Annotated in this window: 19 protein-coding genes; 11 read left to right on the plus strand and 8 right to left on the minus strand. The window is 62.8% G+C overall.

All coding sequences use genetic code 11. The annotated features are described in order from the left end of the window. The first annotated feature begins 14 nt into the window (after positions 1 to 14). The 11 genes from Q0844_RS06140 to Q0844_RS06190 all read left to right on the plus strand — a co-directional run bounded on the left by Q0844_RS06140 (position 15) and on the right by Q0844_RS06190 (position 11,683). Positions 15 to 1,445, plus strand: coding sequence for a CpaF family protein (locus Q0844_RS06140; protein ID WP_299043094.1), 1,431 nt, complete (start codon positions 15 to 17; stop codon positions 1,443 to 1,445). A 12-nt stretch (positions 1,446 to 1,457) separates the two neighbouring features. Further along, positions 1,458 to 2,423: a type II secretion system F family protein gene (locus tag Q0844_RS06145; protein ID WP_299043096.1), complete on the plus strand. Its 966-nt coding sequence runs from the start codon at positions 1,458 to 1,460 to the stop codon at positions 2,421 to 2,423. Positions 2,424 to 2,433: 10 nt separating this feature from the next. Then, positions 2,434 to 3,414 carry a type II secretion system F family protein gene (locus tag Q0844_RS06150; RefSeq protein WP_299043097.1) on the plus strand — a complete coding sequence of 327 codons (981 nt, stop codon included), beginning with the start codon at positions 2,434 to 2,436 and terminating at the stop codon, positions 3,412 to 3,414. Positions 3,415 to 3,481: 67 nt separating this feature from the next. Further along, on the plus strand, positions 3,482 to 4,075 hold the full coding sequence (locus Q0844_RS06155; RefSeq protein WP_299043099.1) for a tetratricopeptide repeat protein: 594 nt from the start codon (positions 3,482 to 3,484) through the stop codon (positions 4,073 to 4,075). A gap of 106 nt (positions 4,076 to 4,181) precedes the next feature. Continuing rightward, on the plus strand, positions 4,182 to 5,045 hold the full coding sequence (locus tag Q0844_RS06160; RefSeq protein ID WP_299043101.1) for a tetratricopeptide repeat protein: 864 nt from the start codon (positions 4,182 to 4,184) through the stop codon (positions 5,043 to 5,045). A gap of 3 nt (positions 5,046 to 5,048) precedes the next feature. After that, on the plus strand, positions 5,049 to 5,549 hold the full coding sequence (locus tag Q0844_RS06165; protein WP_366522978.1) for a prepilin peptidase: 501 nt from the start codon (positions 5,049 to 5,051) through the stop codon (positions 5,547 to 5,549). Between the two features lie 77 nt (positions 5,550 to 5,626). Beyond that, positions 5,627 to 6,934 (plus strand): ATPase, encoded by a 1,308-nt coding sequence (locus Q0844_RS06170; protein ID WP_299043102.1) that lies wholly within the window; start codon positions 5,627 to 5,629, stop codon positions 6,932 to 6,934. Beyond that, complete coding sequence (locus tag Q0844_RS06175; RefSeq protein ID WP_299043103.1) at positions 6,931 to 7,722, plus strand: NAD(P)-binding domain-containing protein; 792 nt, start codon at positions 6,931 to 6,933, stop codon at positions 7,720 to 7,722. Before Q0844_RS06170 ends, Q0844_RS06175 begins: the two co-directional genes overlap by 4 nt. Before the next feature lie 322 nt (positions 7,723 to 8,044). Further along, complete coding sequence (locus Q0844_RS06180) at positions 8,045 to 10,483, plus strand: ligase-associated DNA damage response DEXH box helicase (protein WP_299043105.1); 2,439 nt, start codon at positions 8,045 to 8,047, stop codon at positions 10,481 to 10,483. 112 nt (positions 10,484 to 10,595) lie between these two features. Next, positions 10,596 to 11,267: a ligase-associated DNA damage response endonuclease PdeM gene (pdeM, locus tag Q0844_RS06185; RefSeq protein ID WP_299043107.1), complete on the plus strand. Its 672-nt coding sequence runs from the start codon at positions 10,596 to 10,598 to the stop codon at positions 11,265 to 11,267. After that, positions 11,264 to 11,683, plus strand: a complete 420-nt coding sequence (locus tag Q0844_RS06190; RefSeq protein ID WP_299043109.1) for a PaaI family thioesterase — start codon at positions 11,264 to 11,266, stop codon at positions 11,681 to 11,683. The genes pdeM and Q0844_RS06190 overlap by 4 nt, the downstream gene beginning before the upstream one ends. A gap of 6 nt (positions 11,684 to 11,689) precedes the next feature. Here the strand turns inward: Q0844_RS06190 and folD are convergent, their stop codons facing one another. The 8 genes from folD to pal all read right to left on the minus strand — a co-directional run bounded on the left by folD (position 11,690) and on the right by pal (position 20,655). Beyond that, positions 11,690 to 12,592 carry a bifunctional methylenetetrahydrofolate dehydrogenase/methenyltetrahydrofolate cyclohydrolase FolD gene (gene folD / locus Q0844_RS06195; protein WP_299043110.1) on the minus strand — a complete coding sequence of 301 codons (903 nt, stop codon included), beginning with the start codon at positions 12,590 to 12,592 and terminating at the stop codon, positions 11,690 to 11,692. A gap of 19 nt (positions 12,593 to 12,611) precedes the next feature. Next, a complete protein-coding gene (locus Q0844_RS06200) occupies positions 12,612 to 13,085 on the minus strand; it encodes a hypothetical protein (RefSeq protein ID WP_299043111.1) in 474 nt (157 codons plus the stop codon). Between the two features lie 110 nt (positions 13,086 to 13,195). Further along, positions 13,196 to 14,872, minus strand: coding sequence for a formate--tetrahydrofolate ligase (locus Q0844_RS06205; RefSeq protein WP_299043113.1), 1,677 nt, complete (start codon positions 14,870 to 14,872; stop codon positions 13,196 to 13,198). Between the two features lie 196 nt (positions 14,873 to 15,068). Beyond that, positions 15,069 to 15,668 (minus strand): sulfurase, encoded by a 600-nt coding sequence (locus Q0844_RS06210; RefSeq protein ID WP_299043114.1) that lies wholly within the window; start codon positions 15,666 to 15,668, stop codon positions 15,069 to 15,071. A 368-nt stretch (positions 15,669 to 16,036) separates the two neighbouring features. Then, positions 16,037 to 17,962 carry an ATP-dependent zinc metalloprotease FtsH gene (gene ftsH, locus Q0844_RS06215; RefSeq protein ID WP_299043116.1) on the minus strand — a complete coding sequence of 642 codons (1,926 nt, stop codon included), beginning with the start codon at positions 17,960 to 17,962 and terminating at the stop codon, positions 16,037 to 16,039. 77 nt (positions 17,963 to 18,039) lie between these two features. Beyond that, complete coding sequence (gene tilS / locus Q0844_RS06220; RefSeq protein WP_299043118.1) at positions 18,040 to 19,287, minus strand: tRNA lysidine(34) synthetase TilS; 1,248 nt, start codon at positions 19,285 to 19,287, stop codon at positions 18,040 to 18,042. A gap of 3 nt (positions 19,288 to 19,290) precedes the next feature. Beyond that, on the minus strand, positions 19,291 to 20,109 hold the full coding sequence (ybgF, locus tag Q0844_RS06225; RefSeq protein ID WP_299043120.1) for a tol-pal system protein YbgF: 819 nt from the start codon (positions 20,107 to 20,109) through the stop codon (positions 19,291 to 19,293). Positions 20,110 to 20,133: 24 nt separating this feature from the next. After that, entirely contained in the window at positions 20,134 to 20,655 is a 522-nt protein-coding gene (pal, locus tag Q0844_RS06230; protein ID WP_299043121.1) for a peptidoglycan-associated lipoprotein Pal, read from the minus strand. Positions 20,656 to 20,668 lie beyond the last annotated feature (13 nt).

Raw genomic sequence — 20,668 nt, forward strand, 5'->3', positions numbered from 1 at the left:
CCGGGGGTCCCTCGATGTTTTCCAAGTACAAGAAAGCCGCACCAAAAGCTGCCGCACCCGAGGAAAAGGTCGCGGAACTGCCCAAGCCGGAAGCCACGAAAAAAATCGTGCGCAAGGCGAACCCGTCGGCTCCGGCGGCCACGGTCACCCCGATGGACAAGGAACGCAAGCGCAAGGAACGCATGGGCGAGATCAAGCTCGAGCTCCATCGCGCGCTGCTTGACAACCTGAACCTCTCCGCCCTTGAACACGCGTCTGAACAGGACCTGCGTCAAGAAATCAGTTCGATCTCGTCCGAAGTGCTGACGGAAAAGAACATCATCCTGAACCGCGAGGACCGTCAGACCCTGAACCAGGAACTTTTTGACGAAGTCACCGGGCTGGGTCCACTTGAGACACTTCTGAAAGATGAAACCGTCAACGACATCCTCGTGAACGGGCCCCGACAGATCTTCGTGGAACGCTCGGGCAAGCTGGAACTGACCGACGTCGTATTCAAGGACGAACGCCACCTTTTGCGGATCATCGACAAGATCGTGAGCGCCGTGGGCCGGCGCGTCGATGAATCCAACCCTTATGTGGATGCCCGCTTGAAGGACGGCTCGCGCTTTAACGCCATGGTGCCGCCCATCGCGGTGGATGGCAGCCTTGTCTCCATCCGTAAGTTCAAAAAGGACAAGCTGGGCATCGACGACCTGGTGAATTTCGGCGCCTTTACCGAAGAAATGGCCGCCTATCTGCAGGCTGCTGTCGCCACGCGTCTGAACGTCATCGTGTCGGGCGGTACTGGGTCCGGGAAAACGACCACGCTCAATGCGCTGTCGTCGTTCATCGACAACGCGGAACGGATCCTCACGATCGAGGATACGGCCGAACTTCAATTGCAACAGACCCATGTGGGCCGGATGGAAAGCCGTCCGCCCAACGTGGAAGGCAAAGGCGAAGTATCTCCGCGTGACTGCCTGAAAAACGCGCTTCGTATGCGCCCCGACCGCATCATCGTGGGCGAGACGCGGGGCGAAGAGGTCATCGACATGCTGCAGGCCATGAACACCGGCCACGACGGGTCGATGACGACAATCCACGCCAACTCTGCCCGTGACGGGGTGTCGCGCCTGGAAAACATGATCGCCATGGCCGGGATCGAAATGCCGCTGAAGGCTGTGCGATCCCAGATTTCCTCGGCTGTGAACCTGATCGTACAGGCCTCGCGTTTGCAGGATGGCTCGCGCCGCATGACCTCGATCACGGAAATCACCGGGATGGAGGGCGACGTGATCTCGATGCAGGAAGTGTTCCGCTTCCAGCGCGTCGGCCTGACGCCCGACAACAAGATCATCGGTCACTTCACGGCCACTGGCGTCCGGTCACACTATTCCGAACGCTTCCGCATGTGGGGTTACGACCTTCCCGCGTCGATCTATGAACCCGTCGCGGCCCAGTAAGAGGATCAGAAAATGAGCGCAGAACCAATTATTTACGGCCTCATCTTCGTAGGCGTGCTGGTGCTGGTCGAGGGCCTGTACCTTGTCGCCTTCGGCAAGTCCATCAGCCTCAACAGCCGCGTCAATCGCCGCCTCGAAATGCTGAACAAGGCCGGTGGCCGACGCGAGGAGGTGCTGGAACAGCTCCGCAAGGAGATGCAGCAGCACATGGGCGCGCGGTCCATCCCGCTCTATTCCCTTCTGGCCGACAAGGCACAGAAGGCTGCCATCGCCTTCACACCGCAACAGCTTATCATGATCATGGCAGGCCTCAGCGTCGTGGCGTTCATCGGGCTGAGCGTCGGCACCGAAACCGATCCGCCCGTGCGCATCCTGTTGTCGGTGGGCATCGGCATCGGCGCTGTGTATTTCTGGGTCGCAGCCAAGGCCGGCAAACGGCTGGGTATGATCGAAGAACAACTGCCTGACGCCGTCGAACTCATGGTGCGCAGCCTGCGTGTGGGTCACCCCTTCAGTTCGGCCATCCAGATCGTGTCGAAAGAGGTGCAGGACCCCCTGGCTTCGGAATTCGGACTTATCGCCGACGAAAGCGCCTTTGGCCGTGATGTGGGCGAAAGCCTCAAGGACATGGCCGAACGGCTCGACATGCAGGATTTGCGCTTTTTGTCGGTGGCTGTGACGATCCAGCAGCAATCGGGCGGTAACCTGGCCGAGATCCTTGCGGGCCTGGCCAAGGTGATCCGCGCCCGCTTCCGCCTGTTCCGCCGGGTCAAGGCGATCACGGCCGAGGCCAAGTGGTCAGGCAAGTTCCTTTCGGCCTTCCCCATCGTGGCGCTGATCGTGATCAACGTGACCGACCCGCACTACTATGACGAAGTGCGCGACCACCCCTACTTTATCCCGGCCTGTTTTGCCGTGGGCATCTTCCTCGCCGCGAACCTCATGGTGATGCGCGTGCTGACCAACATCAAAGTGTAAGGACCCCCCCATGGACGCCCTGCTGCAACCCATAACGGACATCCTTGGCCCCCTTGGCCCCATCGTGCTGGCCGGTGTGCTTGGCCTGATGATGATCGTGATCGTCTTCATCATGATGCTGCGCCAGCCCGAAGATCCGCTGAGCAAGCTGAAAAAGGCGCAAAACGGTGTCGTGGCCTCCGGCCCACAAAAGGAACGCCTGCGCCAGGGGGCGCGCAACGAACAGCTTGAACGCTTCTCCAAGTTTCTTGAGCCCGAGGACGTGGCCGAACTGTCCAAGCGCCAGTTGACGCTGCGCCAGGCCGGCTACCAATCCAAGGATGCGGTGCGCATGTTCCACGCCGCACAGTTCCTGCTTGGCGTGCTGGGGCTGATCCTGGGCGTGATCTATACCAACTTCATCGTCGGCACCGACAACATGACGACGCAAAAGATCATCATGTTCACCATCGGCCCGGGTGGTGCGGGATATTACCTGCCGCAATACTGGGTGACCAAACGGGTCGCCAAGCGGCAAGAGGAGATCACCCAGGGCTTCCCGGACGCGCTGGACATGCTGCTGGTCTGTGTCGAAGCGGGGCAGTCGCTGGATCAGGCGATCACCCGCGTGGCACATGAATTGCAGGCCTCCTACCCGGCGCTGGCCGACGAATTCATGGTCGTCAGCTACGAGATGAAGGCCGGTAAGGACAAGATCACCGTGCTGAACGACATGGGCGAACGCTGTGGTGTCCTGGACGTGGCGAGCTTTGTGACCGTGCTGGTGCAATCGGCCAGCTTCGGGACATCGATCGCCGAAGCGCTGCGGGTCTATGCGGGCGAGATGCGCGACAAGCGTGTCATGCGCGCCGAAGAGGCCGCCAACAAGCTGCCCACCAAGATGACTCTGGCGACGATGATGCTGACCGTGCCGCCCTTGCTGATCATCCTTGTGGGTCCTTCGGCACACGGTATCACGCAACTTGGCAACATGAACGCATTGGGGAACTAGGCCGAAACGCCAACACATGTTAAGGAACACGCACCGCGCGCCCGGAACCGGGCGCGCGGTGCAGTCAATGAAGACCGTCGCAAAGACCGATATGATCACAGGCACCCGGGCATTTCTGGCCCTTTCCCTCGTCCTTGCGCTGACCGCCTGCGGTCCGCCCACAATCGATGCCTCGCAAACGGGCCCGTTTGCCCCGGGTGTGGATGTCCGTGCCGAAGGGGTCGACGGGGTCGAGGTGGCGCACCGCCTGATTGCGGCAGGTGAATTTGAACTCGCCATCAAATCCTTCAACCGTGCCGCGCTGGAACGCGGCGGCTTTGATGCCGAAATCCTGTCCGGGCTGGGAACCGCAAATCTCGGGCTTGGTCGGCTGAACCAGGCCGAAACGCTTTTGCGCCGCGCCACCACCGAATACGATCCGGCGCCGTCGGACCTCAATAACCTTGGCGTTGTCCTGATGGAACGGGGCGAAACGGCCGAAGCGGTCCAGATTTTCCGCAAGGCCTTTGCATTGGATGACGGAGAAAGCACACTTATTCGGGATAATTTGCGCTTGGCACTCGCAAAATCCGAAAATTCTGCTAGCGTGGAACCCAATGAGAGCCAGTATAAACTGGTCCGTCGAGGCAGCAGTGACTTTCTGATCCGCACTGCATCTTGATATTCCGCCCGTTCGGGTGGGTCTGAGGCTGCGCTTTTCGGGGCGCAAAAGGGATGCGACCGGGCGGACAAGCACGGCGCGAACGAGCAGGATAAAGGACGCAAACATGCGCCACCCCGTGATTTTGGCCGTCTCTCTGGCAGGCGCAATGGCCCTCGCCGCGTGTGAACAGAAAAACGCCGATGAAACCGTCGAACGCGCCTTTCAGGACGTGAACGTCGTCGACGAAAACAACCTCAGCGACGTGATGCTGACGGTCGCGGACCCGAACGAAGCCGTGACCTATTTCCAGCGAACGGCCAAGGAAAACCCCAAGCGCATCGATGCGCAACGCGGCCTTGCGACCAGCCTTGTACGCGCCAAACGCTATACCGAGGCGACGTCGGCCTACGCCAAACTGGTCGAGATGCAGGGCGTCACCAATGACGACCGTGTCGACTATGCCGACGCACTGCTGCGTGCAGGCGACTGGGCCCGCGCCGAGCAAGAGCTGGACAAGGTCCCACCCACGATCGAGACGTTCAAACGCTACCGGCTCGAAGCACTGATTGCCGACAGCAACAAGGAATGGAAGAAAGCGGACAGTTTCTATGAAACAGCCGTGGGCCTCACGACGCGCCCCTCGGGGGTGTTGAACAACTGGGGATACTCGAAACTGACACGCGGCGACTTTTCCGATGCCGAACGTCTGTTCACCGATGCAATCCGCCAGGATCCCAGCCTGTTCACGGCCAAGAACAACCTGATCCTCGCCCGCAGTGCGCAACGCAACTACGCCCTGCCCGTCATTCCCATGGACCAGACGGAACGCGCACAGCTGTTGCACACGCTGGGCCTTGCCGCCGTGAAACAAGGGGACGTGCAAACAGGCAAGGGCCTGTTGCGTGACGCGATCGAAACGCACCCCCAGCATTTCGAAGCCGCCGTGCGGTCCTTGCGCGCGCTCGAAAACAACGTATCGAACGGCTAGGCCATGATGGCGCTTTCGGCCTCGGTTGCGCTGTGGTTCCTGCCACTGCTCGTTCCACTTTGCCTTTACGTTGCGTACACGGATCTGTCGCGCATGAAGATCACCAATCCCACGGTGGTTGCCATGGCGTTGATCTTTGCCGTGATGGGGCCGTTTCTGTATCCGCTGGACGCCTATCTGTGGCAGCTGGCGCATCTGGGCATTGTGCTGGTGGCCGGCATCATCCTGAACGCCGCCGGTGCCATGGGCGCGGGCGACGCCAAGTTCCTGGCCGCCGCGGCACCTTACGTGGCCCTGGGCGATATTCACATGCTGATGGCGCTTTTTGCGGCGGTGCTGCTGGCCGCCTATACCGTGCACACCATTGCCAAGCATACACGCCTGCGCAATCTGGCCCCCGGTTGGGCCAGTTGGACGCAAGAAGGGCGCAGGTTTCCCATGGGCTTTGCCCTTGGTCCGACACTCGCGGTCTATCTCGGGCTTGCCACCGTGTACGGCTCTTGACCCGCGAGGGCCATATTTTGGCCGAAGTGCTGCGCTAGGACAGTCCCAAACACAAGCAGATACCACAGGCCAAACCCATGAACATGCAAGTCTCTGACGTGATTGCACCCCCTGCCCCCAAACGGTTGCAGGACATGAAGCTGCCTGTAGTGATGATGCGGGACATCCTGCTGAAAACCATGTTTCGCAAGAACCTGGACATGGTGTCGGACCTGAGCGAAGCGATGTGCCTGCCCATCCCTGTCGTGCAGGAACTGATCGACATGTCGCGCGACCAGCGCCTGATGGAAGCAACCGGCACGCTCAACGCCAACAACGGCAATGAAATGGGCTACCAGTTGACCGATGGCGGCAAGGCGCGCGCGCTCGACGCCCTGTCCCAGTCCGAATACTTTGGCGCCATGCCCGTCCCGCTCGATGTCTACCGCGCGCAGGTCAAACGCCAGTCCATCCGCAACATCATGGTCACACGCCAGCAACTCGTGGGCGCCATGGGCCACCTCGTCCTGCCCGACGACTTGCTGGACCAGCTTGGCCCCGCCGTCTCCGCCGGTCGCTCGATCCTGATGTACGGCCCCCCCGGCAACGGTAAATCCTCGATCTCGAACGGCATCCGCGACGCGCTTGGTGACAATGTCTTTGTGCCGCGCGCCATCGAATACGCGGGCCAGGTGATCACGGTCTATGACCCCATCGTGCACTCCCTCGCTCAGGAAGAGGCCCAGGACCCAACGTCGCTTCGCCGCGTGACGCCCTATGACAAACGCTATGTCAAATGCGAACGGCCCACCGTGATCACGGGGGGCGAGTTGTCGCTCAACATGCTGGATCTGGTCTACAACCCCACCGCGCGGACCTACCAGGCCCCGCTGCAACTGAAATCCACTGGCGGCATCTTCATCGTGGATGACCTGGGTCGTCAGGCCGAACCGCCGCAGGCTCTGGTCAACCGCTGGATCGTGCCGCTTGAGGAAAGCAAGGATATTCTTGCCCTGCAATCAGGTGAGAAATTCGAAGTGCCCTTCGACACGCTCGTGGTCTTCTCGACCAACTTCCACCCGAACGAGATCTTCGACCAGGCCGCCCTGCGCCGGATCTTCTTCAAGATCAAGATCGACGGGCCCAATCAGGCCAACTTCCTGAAGATCTTTGCCATGGTGGCCAAGAAAAAGGGGATGGCCCTGAACGAAGAGGCGCTGGTGCACCTGCTCAAGGTCAAATACCCGACCATCGACAACATCTACGCCAACTACCAGCCGAACTTCCTGATCGACCAGATGGTGGCGATCTGCAATTTCGAAGGCATTCCCCTGCAAATGCGCCCTGATCTGATTGATCGGGCCTGGGCCAACATGTTCGTCAAGGACGAACATATCGTCAAATGATCGGGCTCGCGGGCTGCGGACGCATGGGCGCGCCGATGCTGGCGGCCCTGCGCGATGGCGGCACACGGGCCATGGGTTTTGACGTTGTGGACAAGGGGCTGGCCCATGTCAGCACCAACATCATGGCTTTTGCGCCCACGGTGGAAACCCTGTTCTCGGTTGTCCGGGACGAGGACGAGACAAACGCGCTGCTCTTCGACACCCAGAACCTGATGGGCACCGCGCCGAACCTGCGGCGCATCTTTGTCTGTTCGACCCTGTCGCCCCGCTATGTCCGGGGCCTGCGCGACCGGATGCCCGACCACGTCACCCTGATCGATGCACCCATGTCCGGGGCGGTCGTCGCCGCCGAAAACCGCACGCTCAGCTTCATGCTGGGCGGGACAACAGACGACATCGCCGACGCGACGCCACTCCTGTCGCTCATGGGCCGGCATTTCCACCACATGGGCGGCTTCGGGGCTGGCATGCAGGCCAAGGTGCTCAACAACCTGCTGGCCGCCTCGCACACGGCCATGACACGGCTGGTGCTGGACTGGGCGGACGAGGCCGGGCTCGATACCGCGGCACTCCTGACCCTGATCGAAACATCTTCGGGACAGAACTGGCTTGCCTCCGGTTTCGACACGATCGAATTTGCCAAGCACGGCTACGCCCCCGACAATTCCATCGGCATCCTGGTCAAGGACGTGGCCGCAGCGCTTGATGCGGCGCCCGAGGGCGCGGACACGGCACTGCCAGAGCAGGTACAGGCGACCGTTCGGGCACTCAAACCCCGAAAACCATAGACCGCAGACCGGGCTTCGGCCCGGCACCCGCCCATCCCGCACGCAACGCATGGGTCCCTTTACCTCTGGCCCGGATATGCCGCGCGGTGCACAGGTTGTGCACAGGGTGTGCACGCCCTGTGTATCGCAGTCTTGCCCTTAACCTCATTGAATAAATGGTAAACTCCTCACCAAATCACAAACCGGTCCGCGCCCCTATCTCATCGGCAAAACGCCCTATCAAAACTCTGTCCTTCTCTTGGCTGCAAATATCCCGGGGGTGTGGGGGCTGGCCCCCACGCCCGCACTTTCCACCCGCGCACCAGCCGCTACATTGCGCCCCATGACCACCCTCCCCCCCATCTTCTCCGACTGGTTCGCGTCCAAAGGCTGGTCCATCCATCCCCACCAGCAGCAGATGCTGGACCGCGCAAACGACCCTGCCCTCCTGCTCATCGCGCCCACCGGCGGCGGCAAGACCCTGGCCGGGTTCCTGCCCACGCTGGCCGACCTCGCCCAGAACGACCACGCAGGCATGCACACCCTCTACATCTCGCCACTCAAGGCGTTGGCCGCTGATATCAAACGCAATTTACGCACCCCGGTCGAAGAGATGGGCCTCGATATCCGCATCGAGGATCGCACCGGCGACACCTCGCAAACCCAAAAGAAACGCCAGCGCGCCGACCCGCCGCACATCCTTCTGACAACACCCGAAAGCCTGGCCCTCCTCACCAGCTACGAAGACGCCCCGCGCATGTTCGCCGGTCTTAGACGGGTGATCGTGGATGAAATCCACGCGCTGGCCGAAAGCAAACGCGGCGACCAGATGTTCCTCGCCCTGTCGCGCCTCCAGGCCCTCCGCCCCGACCTCAAGCGCGTGGGCCTTTCGGCCACGGTCGAAGACCCCGCCGCCATTGCCCACCTCCTCGCCAAGCACCCCGACCCCTGCGACATACTCCATGCTGACCCCGGCCCACCCCCCGACATCAGGATGCTGGTCACGGACGAGGCCCCCCCATGGTCCGGCTCGGGTGGCAAATACGCGATTCCGGCGGTTCTGGAAGAGGTCAAGAAACACAAGACCACCCTCATCTTCCACAACACCCGCGCCCAGGCCGAGCTGTACTTTCACAACATCTGGCTCGCCAATGAAGACCAGTTGCCGATCGGCATTCACCATGGTTCGCTCGACCGCCAGCAGCGCGAAAAGGTCGAACAGGCCATGGTGAACGGGCAACTCAAGGCCATCGTTTGCACCGGCACGCTGGATCTGGGCATCGACTGGGGCGACGTGGACCTGATCATCCAGGTCGGCGCACCCAAGAACGTCAAACGGCTCGTCCAGCGCATCGGCCGCGCGAACCACCGCTACAACGCGCCATCAAAGGCACTGCTGGTCCCCGCCAACCGCTTCGAGGTGGTCGAATGCGTCGCAGCCCTCGAGGCGGTCAAGGAAGGCGCGCTTGACGGCGACCCCCGCGGCCCCGGCCCGCGCGACGTTCTGTGCCAGCACATCCTGATCCGTGCGTGCGCCGGCCCCTTCGATGCAGATCACCTCTATGAGGAAGTCAAAAGCACCGGCGCCTACAGCGCGCTGACCAGGGAAGACTTCGACGCCTGCCTCGATTTCTGCGCCACCGGCGGTTACGCCCTGCGCGCCTACGACCAATGGAAACGCCTGCAACCGCGCCCCGACGGGCAATGGCAATTGCGCGACCCGCGGTCAGCGCAACGCATCCGCATGAATATCGGCACAATCCAGGACACCGACACACTCAAGGTGCGCTGGAAGGGCCGTGGCGGCAAACCCCTGGGCGAAATCGAGGAAGGCTTTGCCGCGACCCTCACCCAGGGCGATACGTTCCTGATCGGCGGCCAGGTCGTGCGCTACGATTCACTGCGCGAAATGACGGTCCAGGTGACCCGCGACGCCGCCAAGAAGCCCAAGATCGCCACCTTCCTCGGCACCAAATTCGCCACGTCGACACAACTGTCGCACCGCATCATCGAGATGTTTCAGCAGGACACATGGCCCGACCTGCCCGCCCACACCTCCGAATGGCTCAGCCTGCAACGCGCGGTCAGCCGCCTGCCGGAACCCGGCCGCCTGCTGATCGAAAGCTTCCCGCACGACAACCGCATCCACACCGCCGTCTACGGGTTCGCAGGCCGTAACGCCATGCAGACACTCGGACTTCTGCTGACCAAGCGGATGGAGGAAACGGGCCTCAACCCCCTGGGCTTTCTCGCCACCGACTACGCCACACTGATCTGGGGTCTCGACAAGATCACCGACCCGGCGCCGCTTTTCGACATCGAGGCGCTGCGCGACGGGCTCGACCGCTGGCTCGCGGGCAACGCGGTCATGAAACGCACATTCCGCGCCTCCGCGACCATCGCGGGGCTGATTGAACGCAACCTGCCCTCCAACCGCAAGACGGGCCGCCAGGCCACGTTCTCCTCCGATATCCTCTACGACACGCTCGCCAAATACGATCCCGACCACCTGATGCTGCACATCACGGCCGAAGAAGCGATGCGTGGCCTCGTCGACTTTGGCCGGATCGAGGAAATGTGCGCCCGCATCGGCACCCGCATCGACCTGATCGAACACGACCGCATCACGCCGCTTGCCGCCCCGCTGATGCTCGAAGTGGGCCGCGTGCCGATCAAGGGCCTCGCCGAGGAAAAGCTGCTCGCCGAAGAGGCCGAACGGCTCATGACCACGGCGGGCCTGCCGCCAGAGCCAAAAAGGAAAGACTGGCGCGTCCCCTTCTGATCCCCAACTTCTTCTGGCCAAAAATATCCCGGGGGAGGCCGCAGGCCGGGGGCAGAGCCCCAATCGTAAGGCGCATCTTGATGCGCCCCCTGCGGCAGCGTATGAACAAAGTATGAACACCTGCGACCTGTCCCTTGCTGGCACCCCGCTCCAGGCCCTCGGGTCCGGCGCGCTCTATTGGCCCGACCAGAACCTGCTCTGCGTCTCCGACCTCCATCTGGGCAAGGCTGAACGCATCGCGCGGCGCAGCGGCTTGCAATTGCCACCCTACGACACACGCGACACGCTCACCCGCCTTGCCGCCGACCTCGATCATACAAACGCCCGCACCGTCATCTGCCTGGGCGACAGCTTCGATGACCTCACCGCCGCCCGCAGCCTGCCCGAGGACGAACGGCTCTGGATCACCCGGCTTCAGGCAGGCCGTCGCTGGGTCTGGATCGAAGGCAATCACGATCCCGGACCCATCGAATTCGGCGGCACGCATCTGGCCGAACTGCCCATCGGGCCCCTGACCTTCCGGCATATCGCCAAACCCGGCGCCAGTGGCGAGGTGTCGGGGCATTACCACCCCAAGGCCACGTTGCACACGCGGGCACGGGTCATCTCGCGCCCGGCCTTTCTCATCGACAGCGACAAGCTGATCCTGCCGGCCTACGGCACCTATACGGGCGGGCTGCGCAGCCACGAACAGACACTTACCCGCATCATGCGCCCGGACGCCAACGCCATCCTCACGGGGCCAAAACCGGTGCAGGTGCCCATGCCGCGGGGGGCCGCATGAGGAACCGGATACAGGCCAGCTTTGACCGGCAAACCATGATGCAGACCTTTGGCGCAACTCTCGACAACGTCGCGCAAGGTCATGTCACCCTGTCCGCTCCCATTCTGGCAGGCAGCCGCCAGCAACAGGGCTTTGCGCATGCCGCCCTGACCTTCGGGCTGGGCGACAGTGCCGCAGGATACGCCGCCCTCACCACGCTCCCCGAGGACCAGGAGGTCGTCACGGCCGAGATCAAGATCAACCTGACCGCGCCCGCCACCGGCGACCGGCTGGTCGCAAGGGGCCGGGTCATAAAACCCGGCCGTCGTCTGATCGTCGTCACGTCAGAGGTTTTTGCGGTGAATGAAGGCCGCGAAACCCTCGTCGCGATCCTTCAGGGCACAATGGTCCCGGTCAAATTGCAAGGCGGACGCTGATCCGCCTCAGGCCGTCAGGCCCTCGGGTTCTGCCAGACCATTGGCCCGGCAACACGCCGTCACGGTGTTGGCCAGCAGGCACGCAATGGTCATCGGCCCCACGCCACCCGGCACCGGGGTGATGGCACCGGCCACCTCGGCACAACTGTCATAATGACAATCGCCCACAAGCCGCGTCTTGCCCGCGCCCTTCTCGGGCGCATCAATGCGGTTGATGCCCACGTCGATCACGGTCGCACCGGGCTTGATCCAGTCACCGGTCACCATCTCTGGACGGCCCACCGCGGCGACAACCACATCCGCTTCGCGCACCTTGGCCTCGATATCCCGGGTCCGCGAATGCGCGATTGTGACGGTGCAACTGTCGCCCAGCAGCAGCTGCGCCATGGGCTTGCCCACGATGTTCGACCGGCCAATGACCACGGCATTCAGCCCCGACAACGACCCGTGATGATCGCGCAGCATCATCAGACACCCCAGCGGCGTGCACGGCACCATGGACTTCTGACCGGTGCCCAGCAGGCCCACATTCGAAATATGGAACCCATCTACATCCTTGGCCGGATCAATGGAATTGATGACTAGGTCCTCGTTCAGGTGCCCGGGCAGCGGCAACTGCACCAGAATGCCATGGATCTCCGGATCTTCGTTCAGCGCCTTCACAACAGCCAGCAGATCCGCCTCGGACGTATCCGCGTCCAGCCGGTGCTCGACACTCTTCATGCCAACCTCGACCGTCATCTTGCCCTTTGACCGGACATAGACCTGGCTGGCAGGGTCCTCACCGACCAGCACGACCGCAAGACCGGGTGTGATCCCGTGGGCCTCTTTCAGACGCGCCACATGATCGGCCACCTGGCCCCGTACTTGGGCCGCAAAGGCCTTGCCATCAATTACAGTCGCGGTCATGTGGCCGAAATCTCCTTGCTTATCGGACGAAATTCACCTGATGCGCCCACGTCTCGCCATCGCTGATCACCAGCGTGTCGAATTCCATCAGCTGCAACAGGTCAAAGAAGGTCGCTACGAATTGCAGCTCTTGCGCACGAAAGAAATCGTTGTTGCGCATGTTGGATGTCATCTGCGCCAGCACGGCGCGGGCACGGTACAGGGTGGAAAAGATGTCGTCATCCAGCGCGATGACAGTCAGATGCTTGGCGTCGGACCCCTTGGCAAAGAACACGAAACGCGGGCTTTCGGGGGCGGCAAGCTGCGCCACGGTCAGGTTGGTGACAAACTCGACCCGCACGCCCTTGCTCGAATCCGGCGCTTGTCGGATCACACGCGTAAATTCTTCGGTCGAAGTCACACCGGGATAATAATACCCCTCATACCGTTCCTGGGCATGGGCGGTGACGGCGGCAAAGATGAAAGTGGCGATCAGGGCAAGCAATCTGGTCATGTATAGTCCTCCTGGTGATGGCTTGCACGCTGACCGCCAAAGCAGCCGCCGGTCAATGGCGTTTCAGCCCCGTCATCTGTTTGTGACGGGGCCTGTGTCAGATTTTGTGGTCAGAACAGGCCTTCGATCTGGCCCTCATCATTCAGCATGATGTTTTCGGCCGACGGCACACGCGGCAGCCCCGGCATGGTCATGATCTCGCCGCAGACCGCAACGATAAAGCCTGCGCCGGCCGACAGCCGCACTTCGCGCACCGGCACCGAATGGCCCGTGGGCGCGCCGCGCAGGTTCGGATCGGTCGAGAATGAGTACTGCGTCTTCGCCATGCAGACCGGCAGATGGCCATACCCCTGCTCTTCCCACAGTTTCAGCTGATCGCGGATCTTCTGATCCATCAACGCCTCGTCCGCACGGTAGATGCGCTTGGCAATGGTCTGGATCTTCTCGGCCAGTGGCATCTCGTCCGGGTAGATGGGCGAGAAGTTGGCAGTGTCCGCATCGGCCAGTTCGGCCACCTTGGTCGCCAGATCGGCGGACCCTTCGGACCCCAGTTCCCAGTGCCGCGACAGGATCGCCTCGGCCCCATGTTCGGCCACATAATCCTTGATGGCCTGCACTTCGGCGTCCGTATCGGTGACAAAGTGGTTGATGGCAACGACAACCGGCACGCCAAAGGATTTCAGGTTCTCGATGTGACGGCCCAGGTTCGGGCAGCCTGCCTTGACGGCGTCCACGTTCTCGGCGCCCAGATCGGCCTTGGCCACGCCGCCGTTCATCTTCATCGCGCGCACAGTCGCCACACAGACAACCACGGACGGGGCCAGCCCGGCCTTGCGACACTTGATGTTCATGAACTTCTCGGCACCAAGGTCGGCGCCAAAACCCGCTTCGGTCACAACGTAATCCGCCAGTTTCAGCGCCGTGGTGGTGGCAATGACCGAGTTGCAGCCATGCGCGATGTTCGCAAACGGACCGCCATGCACAAAGGCCGGGTTGTTTTCCAACGTCTGCACAAGGTTCGGCTGCATCGCGTCCTTCAGCAGGACGGTCATCGCGCCATCGGCCTTGATGTCGCGGGCAAAGACGGGGCTGCGGTCGCGCCGGTAGGCCACGATCATGTCACCCAGACGCTTTTGCAGGTCCTTCAGGTCCTTCGCCAGGCACAGGATCGCCATGACCTCGGACGCCACGGTGATGTCGAACCCTGCCTCACGCGGAAAGCCGTTGGCCACACCGCCCAGGGACGCCGTGATCTGGCGCAGGGCCCGGTCGTTCATGTCCACGACACGCCGCCACACGACGCGGCGGGTGTCGATCTCCAGCTCGTTGCCCCAGTAGATGTGGTTGTCGATCATGGCCGACAGCAGCGAATGTGCGGAAGTGATGGCGTGGAAGTCGCCGGTGAAGTGCAGGTTCATCTCTTCCATCGGCACAACTTGGGCGTAACCGCCACCCGCGGCCCCGCCCTTCATGCCAAAGTTCGGACCCAGGGACGCCTCGCGGATACACACGCAGGCGTTCTTGCCGATATGGTTCAGCCCGTCGCCCAGACCCACGGTGGTTGTGGTCTTGCCCTCGCCCGCAGGGGTGGGGTTGATAGCGGTGACAAGGATCAGCTTGCCGTTGTCGCGGTCCTGCACCGAGTTGATGAAGGACTGGCTGACCTTCGCCTTGTCATGGCCGTAGGGCAGCAGATCATCGCTGGAGATGCCCAGCTTGGCCCCGATCTCCTGGATCGGCTGTTTCTGCGCCTCGCGCGCAATTTCGATGTCGGATTTATAGGCCATGATGCTCCCCGCAGTCCTAAGTTGGGCACGTCTTTCGTGGCCTGCATACACGCGCATGCCTAGGGGTCATGCGTGCGATTCCGACATTTTGGGACGGTGCAGCGGCCCAATCGGGACCAAGGGTTTCATTTCGGAAACGACAGCAACGCCTGCGAAACCTCGCCAGCGCGCCGGGGGCACCGGCCTTGCGATAGCCTCACCCGGCCCGTGCAGCCTCAAGATGCGGCCAGGCAGGCTGGTCCGGGACATGCAATGTCAGGGTGTCGCCAAGTGCCAGGCGGCCTCCATGTTCGACCCAGGCCGTTACCCCACGCCGCCCTTTCGCCGCCGGTTTGTACCGCGCCCCAAATCCTTCTGCCTCCTGCTCGATCTCGCGTCCCGGCAGGATGCAGGGACGGTTCTCCATATCTATCGCAAGGCCCACACCGCTGTCGGACATCAGGCGCGACGATGGCGGCACATGCGTGAAATCCGGAATGCCTTCGACAATCATCGATGCGCCGATCCACGCGGGATCAAGGGCGTCCAGGCCCATGGTGGCCGCTGTAGCCGCCAGCTCTTCGGCACTGAGGATGGTCAACTGCCGTGTATTTCGGATCACCGTCCCCTGTTTGTACTGCGTTTTCACCCGCACACAGGACGGCCGTGTCGGCCCGCCATGATCCTCGCCCGGAAACCCGTCCAACGTCACCTCCACCGCGTCGGTGGGCTGTGCCCGCAGGCTGGCCGCGCGACTTGGCACATGGCCCAGCCAGGTGATGGTTGCTGTAAATTTCGTCGGTATCAGTGCAGGCATCGGGGCCCCTCATCTTGCGCTTGCAGCCCGAGGTAGCAGCGTTCGGCGCACCGCGCCAATGACGGTTTGCAACCGGGCGCACACAATTCGTGATGGGTCAGGCAGACACCCGCCTGCGGATACCACGCAGCACTAGGTGCAAGACCAGCGGCTGCGCGCAGACACCTGCCCAGACCGGTGGCCGTCAGTTCGATCAGACACCGCTGTCATATCTTATGGCCGGATCGGCCCCCAAAGCCCGCGAAGGGGCCGCCGCCCCGGACACAGCCCCGGCAAGCGCGCGGCGCGATCCTCCGCGCACGGACGCGACTGCACGAAAAAAAAGCCCGCCAAAAGCGGGCCTTTCCTGATCTTATCCTCGGGGCGCGTCAGCCCGTGGGTTCCGGCTCCATCCCGCCATCACCGCTGCCCGACGGGCCCGATTTTTTCTTGGCCTTGGGGATCGCGGTCAGGCTGGGTTTCTTGTCCTCGACCTTGGACCCACCTTCATCGTCGTCAGGCGCCTGGGGCGGATCGCCCCGCATGACACGTTCGATCTCTTCGCCGGTCAGGGTCTCGTATTCCAACAGTCCCTGCGCCAGACGCTCGAACTCTTCCTGGTTCTCCTCGATGATCTTCCGCGCCAGCTCGTACCCATCCTGGATGAACCGCTGCACTTCCTGCTCCACCAATTCCTTGGTGTTGGCCGACACCGAAAAGCCCGCAGTGTTGCCCTGATAGCCCTGCGCGGCTTCGGAATAGTCGATATTGCCGACCTTGTCCGACATGCCCCATTGCAGGACCATGGCGCGCGCCAGGGCCGACGCTTGCTGAATGTCGCCCGCAGGTCCGTTGGACACCTGGTCCTCGCCATATTTCAGGATTTCCGCCGCCTTGCCGGCCATGGTCATGGCCAGGCGCTGGTGGCATTCGTCCTTGAACATGTTCAGACGGTCCATTTCGGGCAGGCTCATCACCATGCCCAAGGCTCCGCCGCGCGGAATGATCGTCGCCTTGTAGACAGGGTCGCATTTGGGCAGCAAATGGCCCACCAGCGCGTGACCGGCCTCGTGATAGGCGGTCATTTCCTTCTGTTCCGGCGTCATGACCATGCTGCGGCGTTCAGGCCCCATCATGACCTTGTCCTTGGCGCTCTCGAAATCGATCATGGTCACGAAACGGCGTCCCACACGGGCGGCCATCAGCGCCGCCTCGTTCACGAGGTTCGCCAGATCAGCACCCGAGAAACCGGGCGTGCCGCGTGCAATGATGCGCAGGTCAACGTCAGGACCCAGCGGGGTCTTGCGCGCATGCACGCCCAAAATCTTCTCGCGGCCCTTGATGTCGGGGTTGCCCACTGTGACCTGACGGTCAAAACGACCGGGGCGCAACAGCGCAGGGTCCAACACGTCCTTACGGTTGGTGGCTGCGATGATGATCACGCCTTCATTGGCCTCGAACCCGTCCATCTCGACCAGCAATTGGTTCAACGTCTGTTCACGTTCGTCATTGCCACCGCCATAGCCCGCACCACGATGGCGACCCACGGCGTCAATCTCGTCGATGAACACGATGCAAGGCGCGTTCTTCTTCGCCTGCTCGAACATGTCGCGCACACGGGACGCACCCACACCCACGAACATCTCGACAAAGTCGGAACCCGAAATGGTGAAGAACGGCACACCCGCCTCACCCGCCACGGCACGGGCCAGCAACGTCTTACCCGTGCCCGGAGGGCCCACAAGCAGCGCGCCCTTGGGGATCTTGCCGCCCAGACGGCTGAATTTCTGCGGGTTGCGCAGGAATTCCACGATCTCGTCCAACTCGTCCTTGGCCTCGTCAATGCCGGCCACATCGTCAAAGGTCACGCGCCCATGCTTTTCGGTCAGCATCTTGGCCTTGGACTTGCCAAAGCCCATCGCACCGCCTTTTCCGCCGCCCTGCATGCGGTTCATGAAATAGACCCAGACGCCGATCAGCAGCAGGAAGGGCAGAAGCGAGATGATGAAGGTCTGGAAACCCGACTGTTGCTGCGGCTCGACCTGCACCGGCACCTCGTTGGCGATCAGCAGATCGGTCACGGCGGCGTCTTCGGGCCTGATGGTCACGAAATCTTCTGATCCGCGACGAAAGCGCACCTGCTCTCCGTCCAGCGTGGCCGCGGTTACAGTGCCTTCTTCCACGGCGCTCACAAATTCGGAATACGTGATTTCGCGGCTTTGCAGCGTGTTGCCCGACCCGCCAAACAGGTTGAACAGCGCGAGGATCAACAGAAACAGTACAACCCAGAAGGCGATATTACGTGCATTTCCCAAGGAAAATCTCCTGATTTTACCGGCACGCGGCCTGCGCCCGCACCGTTTCCCCTAAGATAGACATGCAGCGGCCATGTTCAATGCGATAAAAGTGCGGCGAAAAAGGCATCCTTGCCGCCATCCAGTTCCACGCTCCAATCATCATCCAGTCCGACGAAGGGGGCAGCGATCAACTCGTCATCATACCAGACCGCGGGCGATGCCGCCAAGGCGGCGCGCGGCAGGCCGATGTCGCGCCAGCCGTCTATATTGGCCAGCGCCTCGTATCCCAGCGCCCGCACTTCCAGTTCCGGGTCGTCTTCGGGTCCCGTGATCAACCAGCGGTCATCCCACATGTCGCCCACTTCGCACACCGTGTCCTTTACCGCGTTGAGTTCACGGTAGACCCAGATCATGCCCCCCTCGACCGACACCTGGCAGCCATCCAGCGTGGCCGTCTGGCCGGTGCGCACCGCCGAAATGGCCCGGGCCACCGGGTCCTTGCGGGGCGGATAACTGTGTTGCGAGGTCCAGCTGAGCGTGTGCACCATCAGGCGGCGCGCGACCTCCTGGGGCAGCAATCGGAACTTGGCCAGATCAATGGCGATGACACCATGGATCACCTGCGCCATCTCCTGCGCGGCAAGAAAGGTCTGCCAATCCAGTGCCTCGCGGGCGCGGGCCATGTGATCGGTCACTTCGACCAGCTTGTCGACGGTGATGCCCAGCGTGCCCAGAATGGTCAGCGCATCGCGCACGCGGACCCGCTCGTAATCGCGCGACGCGTTGCTGGGGTCCTCGGCCCAGGTGATCTGGGCCGCGCGCAGGTAGTGGCGCAAGGCAGAGCGTTCGATTTCCAGAAACGGGCGCACCCAGGTGATGCCGTGATGCACGCGCCGGGGTGCCATGGCGCTCAGCCCGTCCACACCCGACCCGCGCGCCAGGCGCATCAGGAAGGTCTCGGCCTGATCGTCTGCGGTGTGGCCCAGGGCGATGGTGCCGATCCGGTTGGCATAGCCCCAATCCGCCATCAGCTCGTACCGGGCATCGCGGGCGGCGGCCTGCAGGTTGCCCTGCCCGTCCCAGCCGGTCCAGTATTCCACGTGATGCGGCAGATCCCAACGGGCGCACAGATCGGTGACCAGCGCCACCTCTCGCTTGGTCTCCGGCCGCAGGCCGTGATCGATGGTGATGACGTGCAGTTCCACACCGGCACTGCCGCAGTAATGGGCAAGGGCGGCCATCAGGGCCACGGAATCCCCGCCCCCCGACACGGCCACGCCGACCCGCTCAGGCGGTGTTGCCCCCAGCTGTGCCTCAATCGCCGCAATCAGAGGCGCCAGCATGGCTCAGGAACAGCCGATGTTCTGCATCGCACCTCGTGCATCGGCAACGGCAGGGGCGGATGGAAAGCGGACCGCGACTTCGGCCAGGGTCACACAGGCCTCCTGCGTCTGGCCCAACCGACCCAGCGCCGCGCCCAGCTTGTAAAGGGCTTCGGGCGCCAGCGGGCCCTCGGGTGCCAGGGTAAAGGCCGACAGATAGGCGCGCGCCCCTTCGCGCACATCGCCCAGACCCTCCAACGCATCCCCACGGCGCAAATCGGCCTCTATTGCGAGGGGGCCGCCCGGGTAGGTCTGGTTAAAGGTCGCAAACTGGTCCGCGGCGGCGCGAAAGTCACCGGCAGCGAGCGCCTCCTGCGCCCGCTCAAAGTCGGCCTGTTCCTGCGTGGCAAGTTGGGGGGCATCCGGGGCGGGTTGCGCAGGTGCGGGGCCTGCGGCCGGGGCCTCTCCCCCACCCAGGGTGGGCGTGTCGCCCAGGGCCGCAATGTCACAGCCCTCCTCCAATTCGCACAGGCGAAACTCCAGATCTCCCACGCGGTTGGTGCCATCCGACACCACGCGGTCAATGCGAAACTGCAATTGCTCGGTCAGGTCGGTCAGACGCCGCAACTCGGCCTCGATCACGTCGACACGGTCCAGAACGGACCCGCCCGACACCCCACCGCCGACGCCGCCCGTGGTCGACAACTCGCGCTTGAGACGCTGCACATCCGTGTTCAGCACGATCAGTTCCTGCCGGATATCGGCCAGCGTCTGATCCTGCGCCACAGCAGGTGCCGCCAGCCCCAAGGCCAACGCCGCACCAAGAATAAACCGTTTCCCCACAGACTTGCCCCTTGTCGTCGCGCCCTAGCTGGTCAAACCGCCTGCCAGCACCGTAACAGCCCGGCGGTTCTTGGCATAGCAGGCTTCTTCACTGCACACCTCGATCGGGCGCTCCTTGCCAAAGCTGACCACCTGCAGGCGGCCCGGCTGAACGCCCTGGCTCACCAGGTAGGCGCGGGCGGCATCGGCGCGGCGGGCGCCCAGGGCCAGGTTGTACTCGCGTGTGCCCTGCTCGTCGGCGTGGCCTTCGATGACGGCGGTATAGTCGGCGTTCTGCAAAAGCCATACGGCCTGCCCGTCCAGTGTCGCCCGGCCTTCAGCCGTCAGGGTAGACTGGTCCACGGCAAACAGAACCCGGTCGCCCACCGCCTGCTGGAAATACGCGGGCGAGGCCGGATCAGACGCGCTGCCCGGCACGACGCCACCTGCGCCCGGGGCCAACGCATCTGTGCCACCGGCCCCCGCGCCACCCAGACGGGCGGGGTCGGTACAGGCCGCAACGCTCAACGCCGCACACAGCATCACAATGGAAGATTTCAGTTTCATGGCCTCTGCCTCT

Origin of the sequence: uncultured Tateyamaria sp., from assembly GCF_947503465.1 — a bacterium.
GTDB lineage: Bacteria > Pseudomonadota > Alphaproteobacteria > Rhodobacterales > Rhodobacteraceae > Tateyamaria.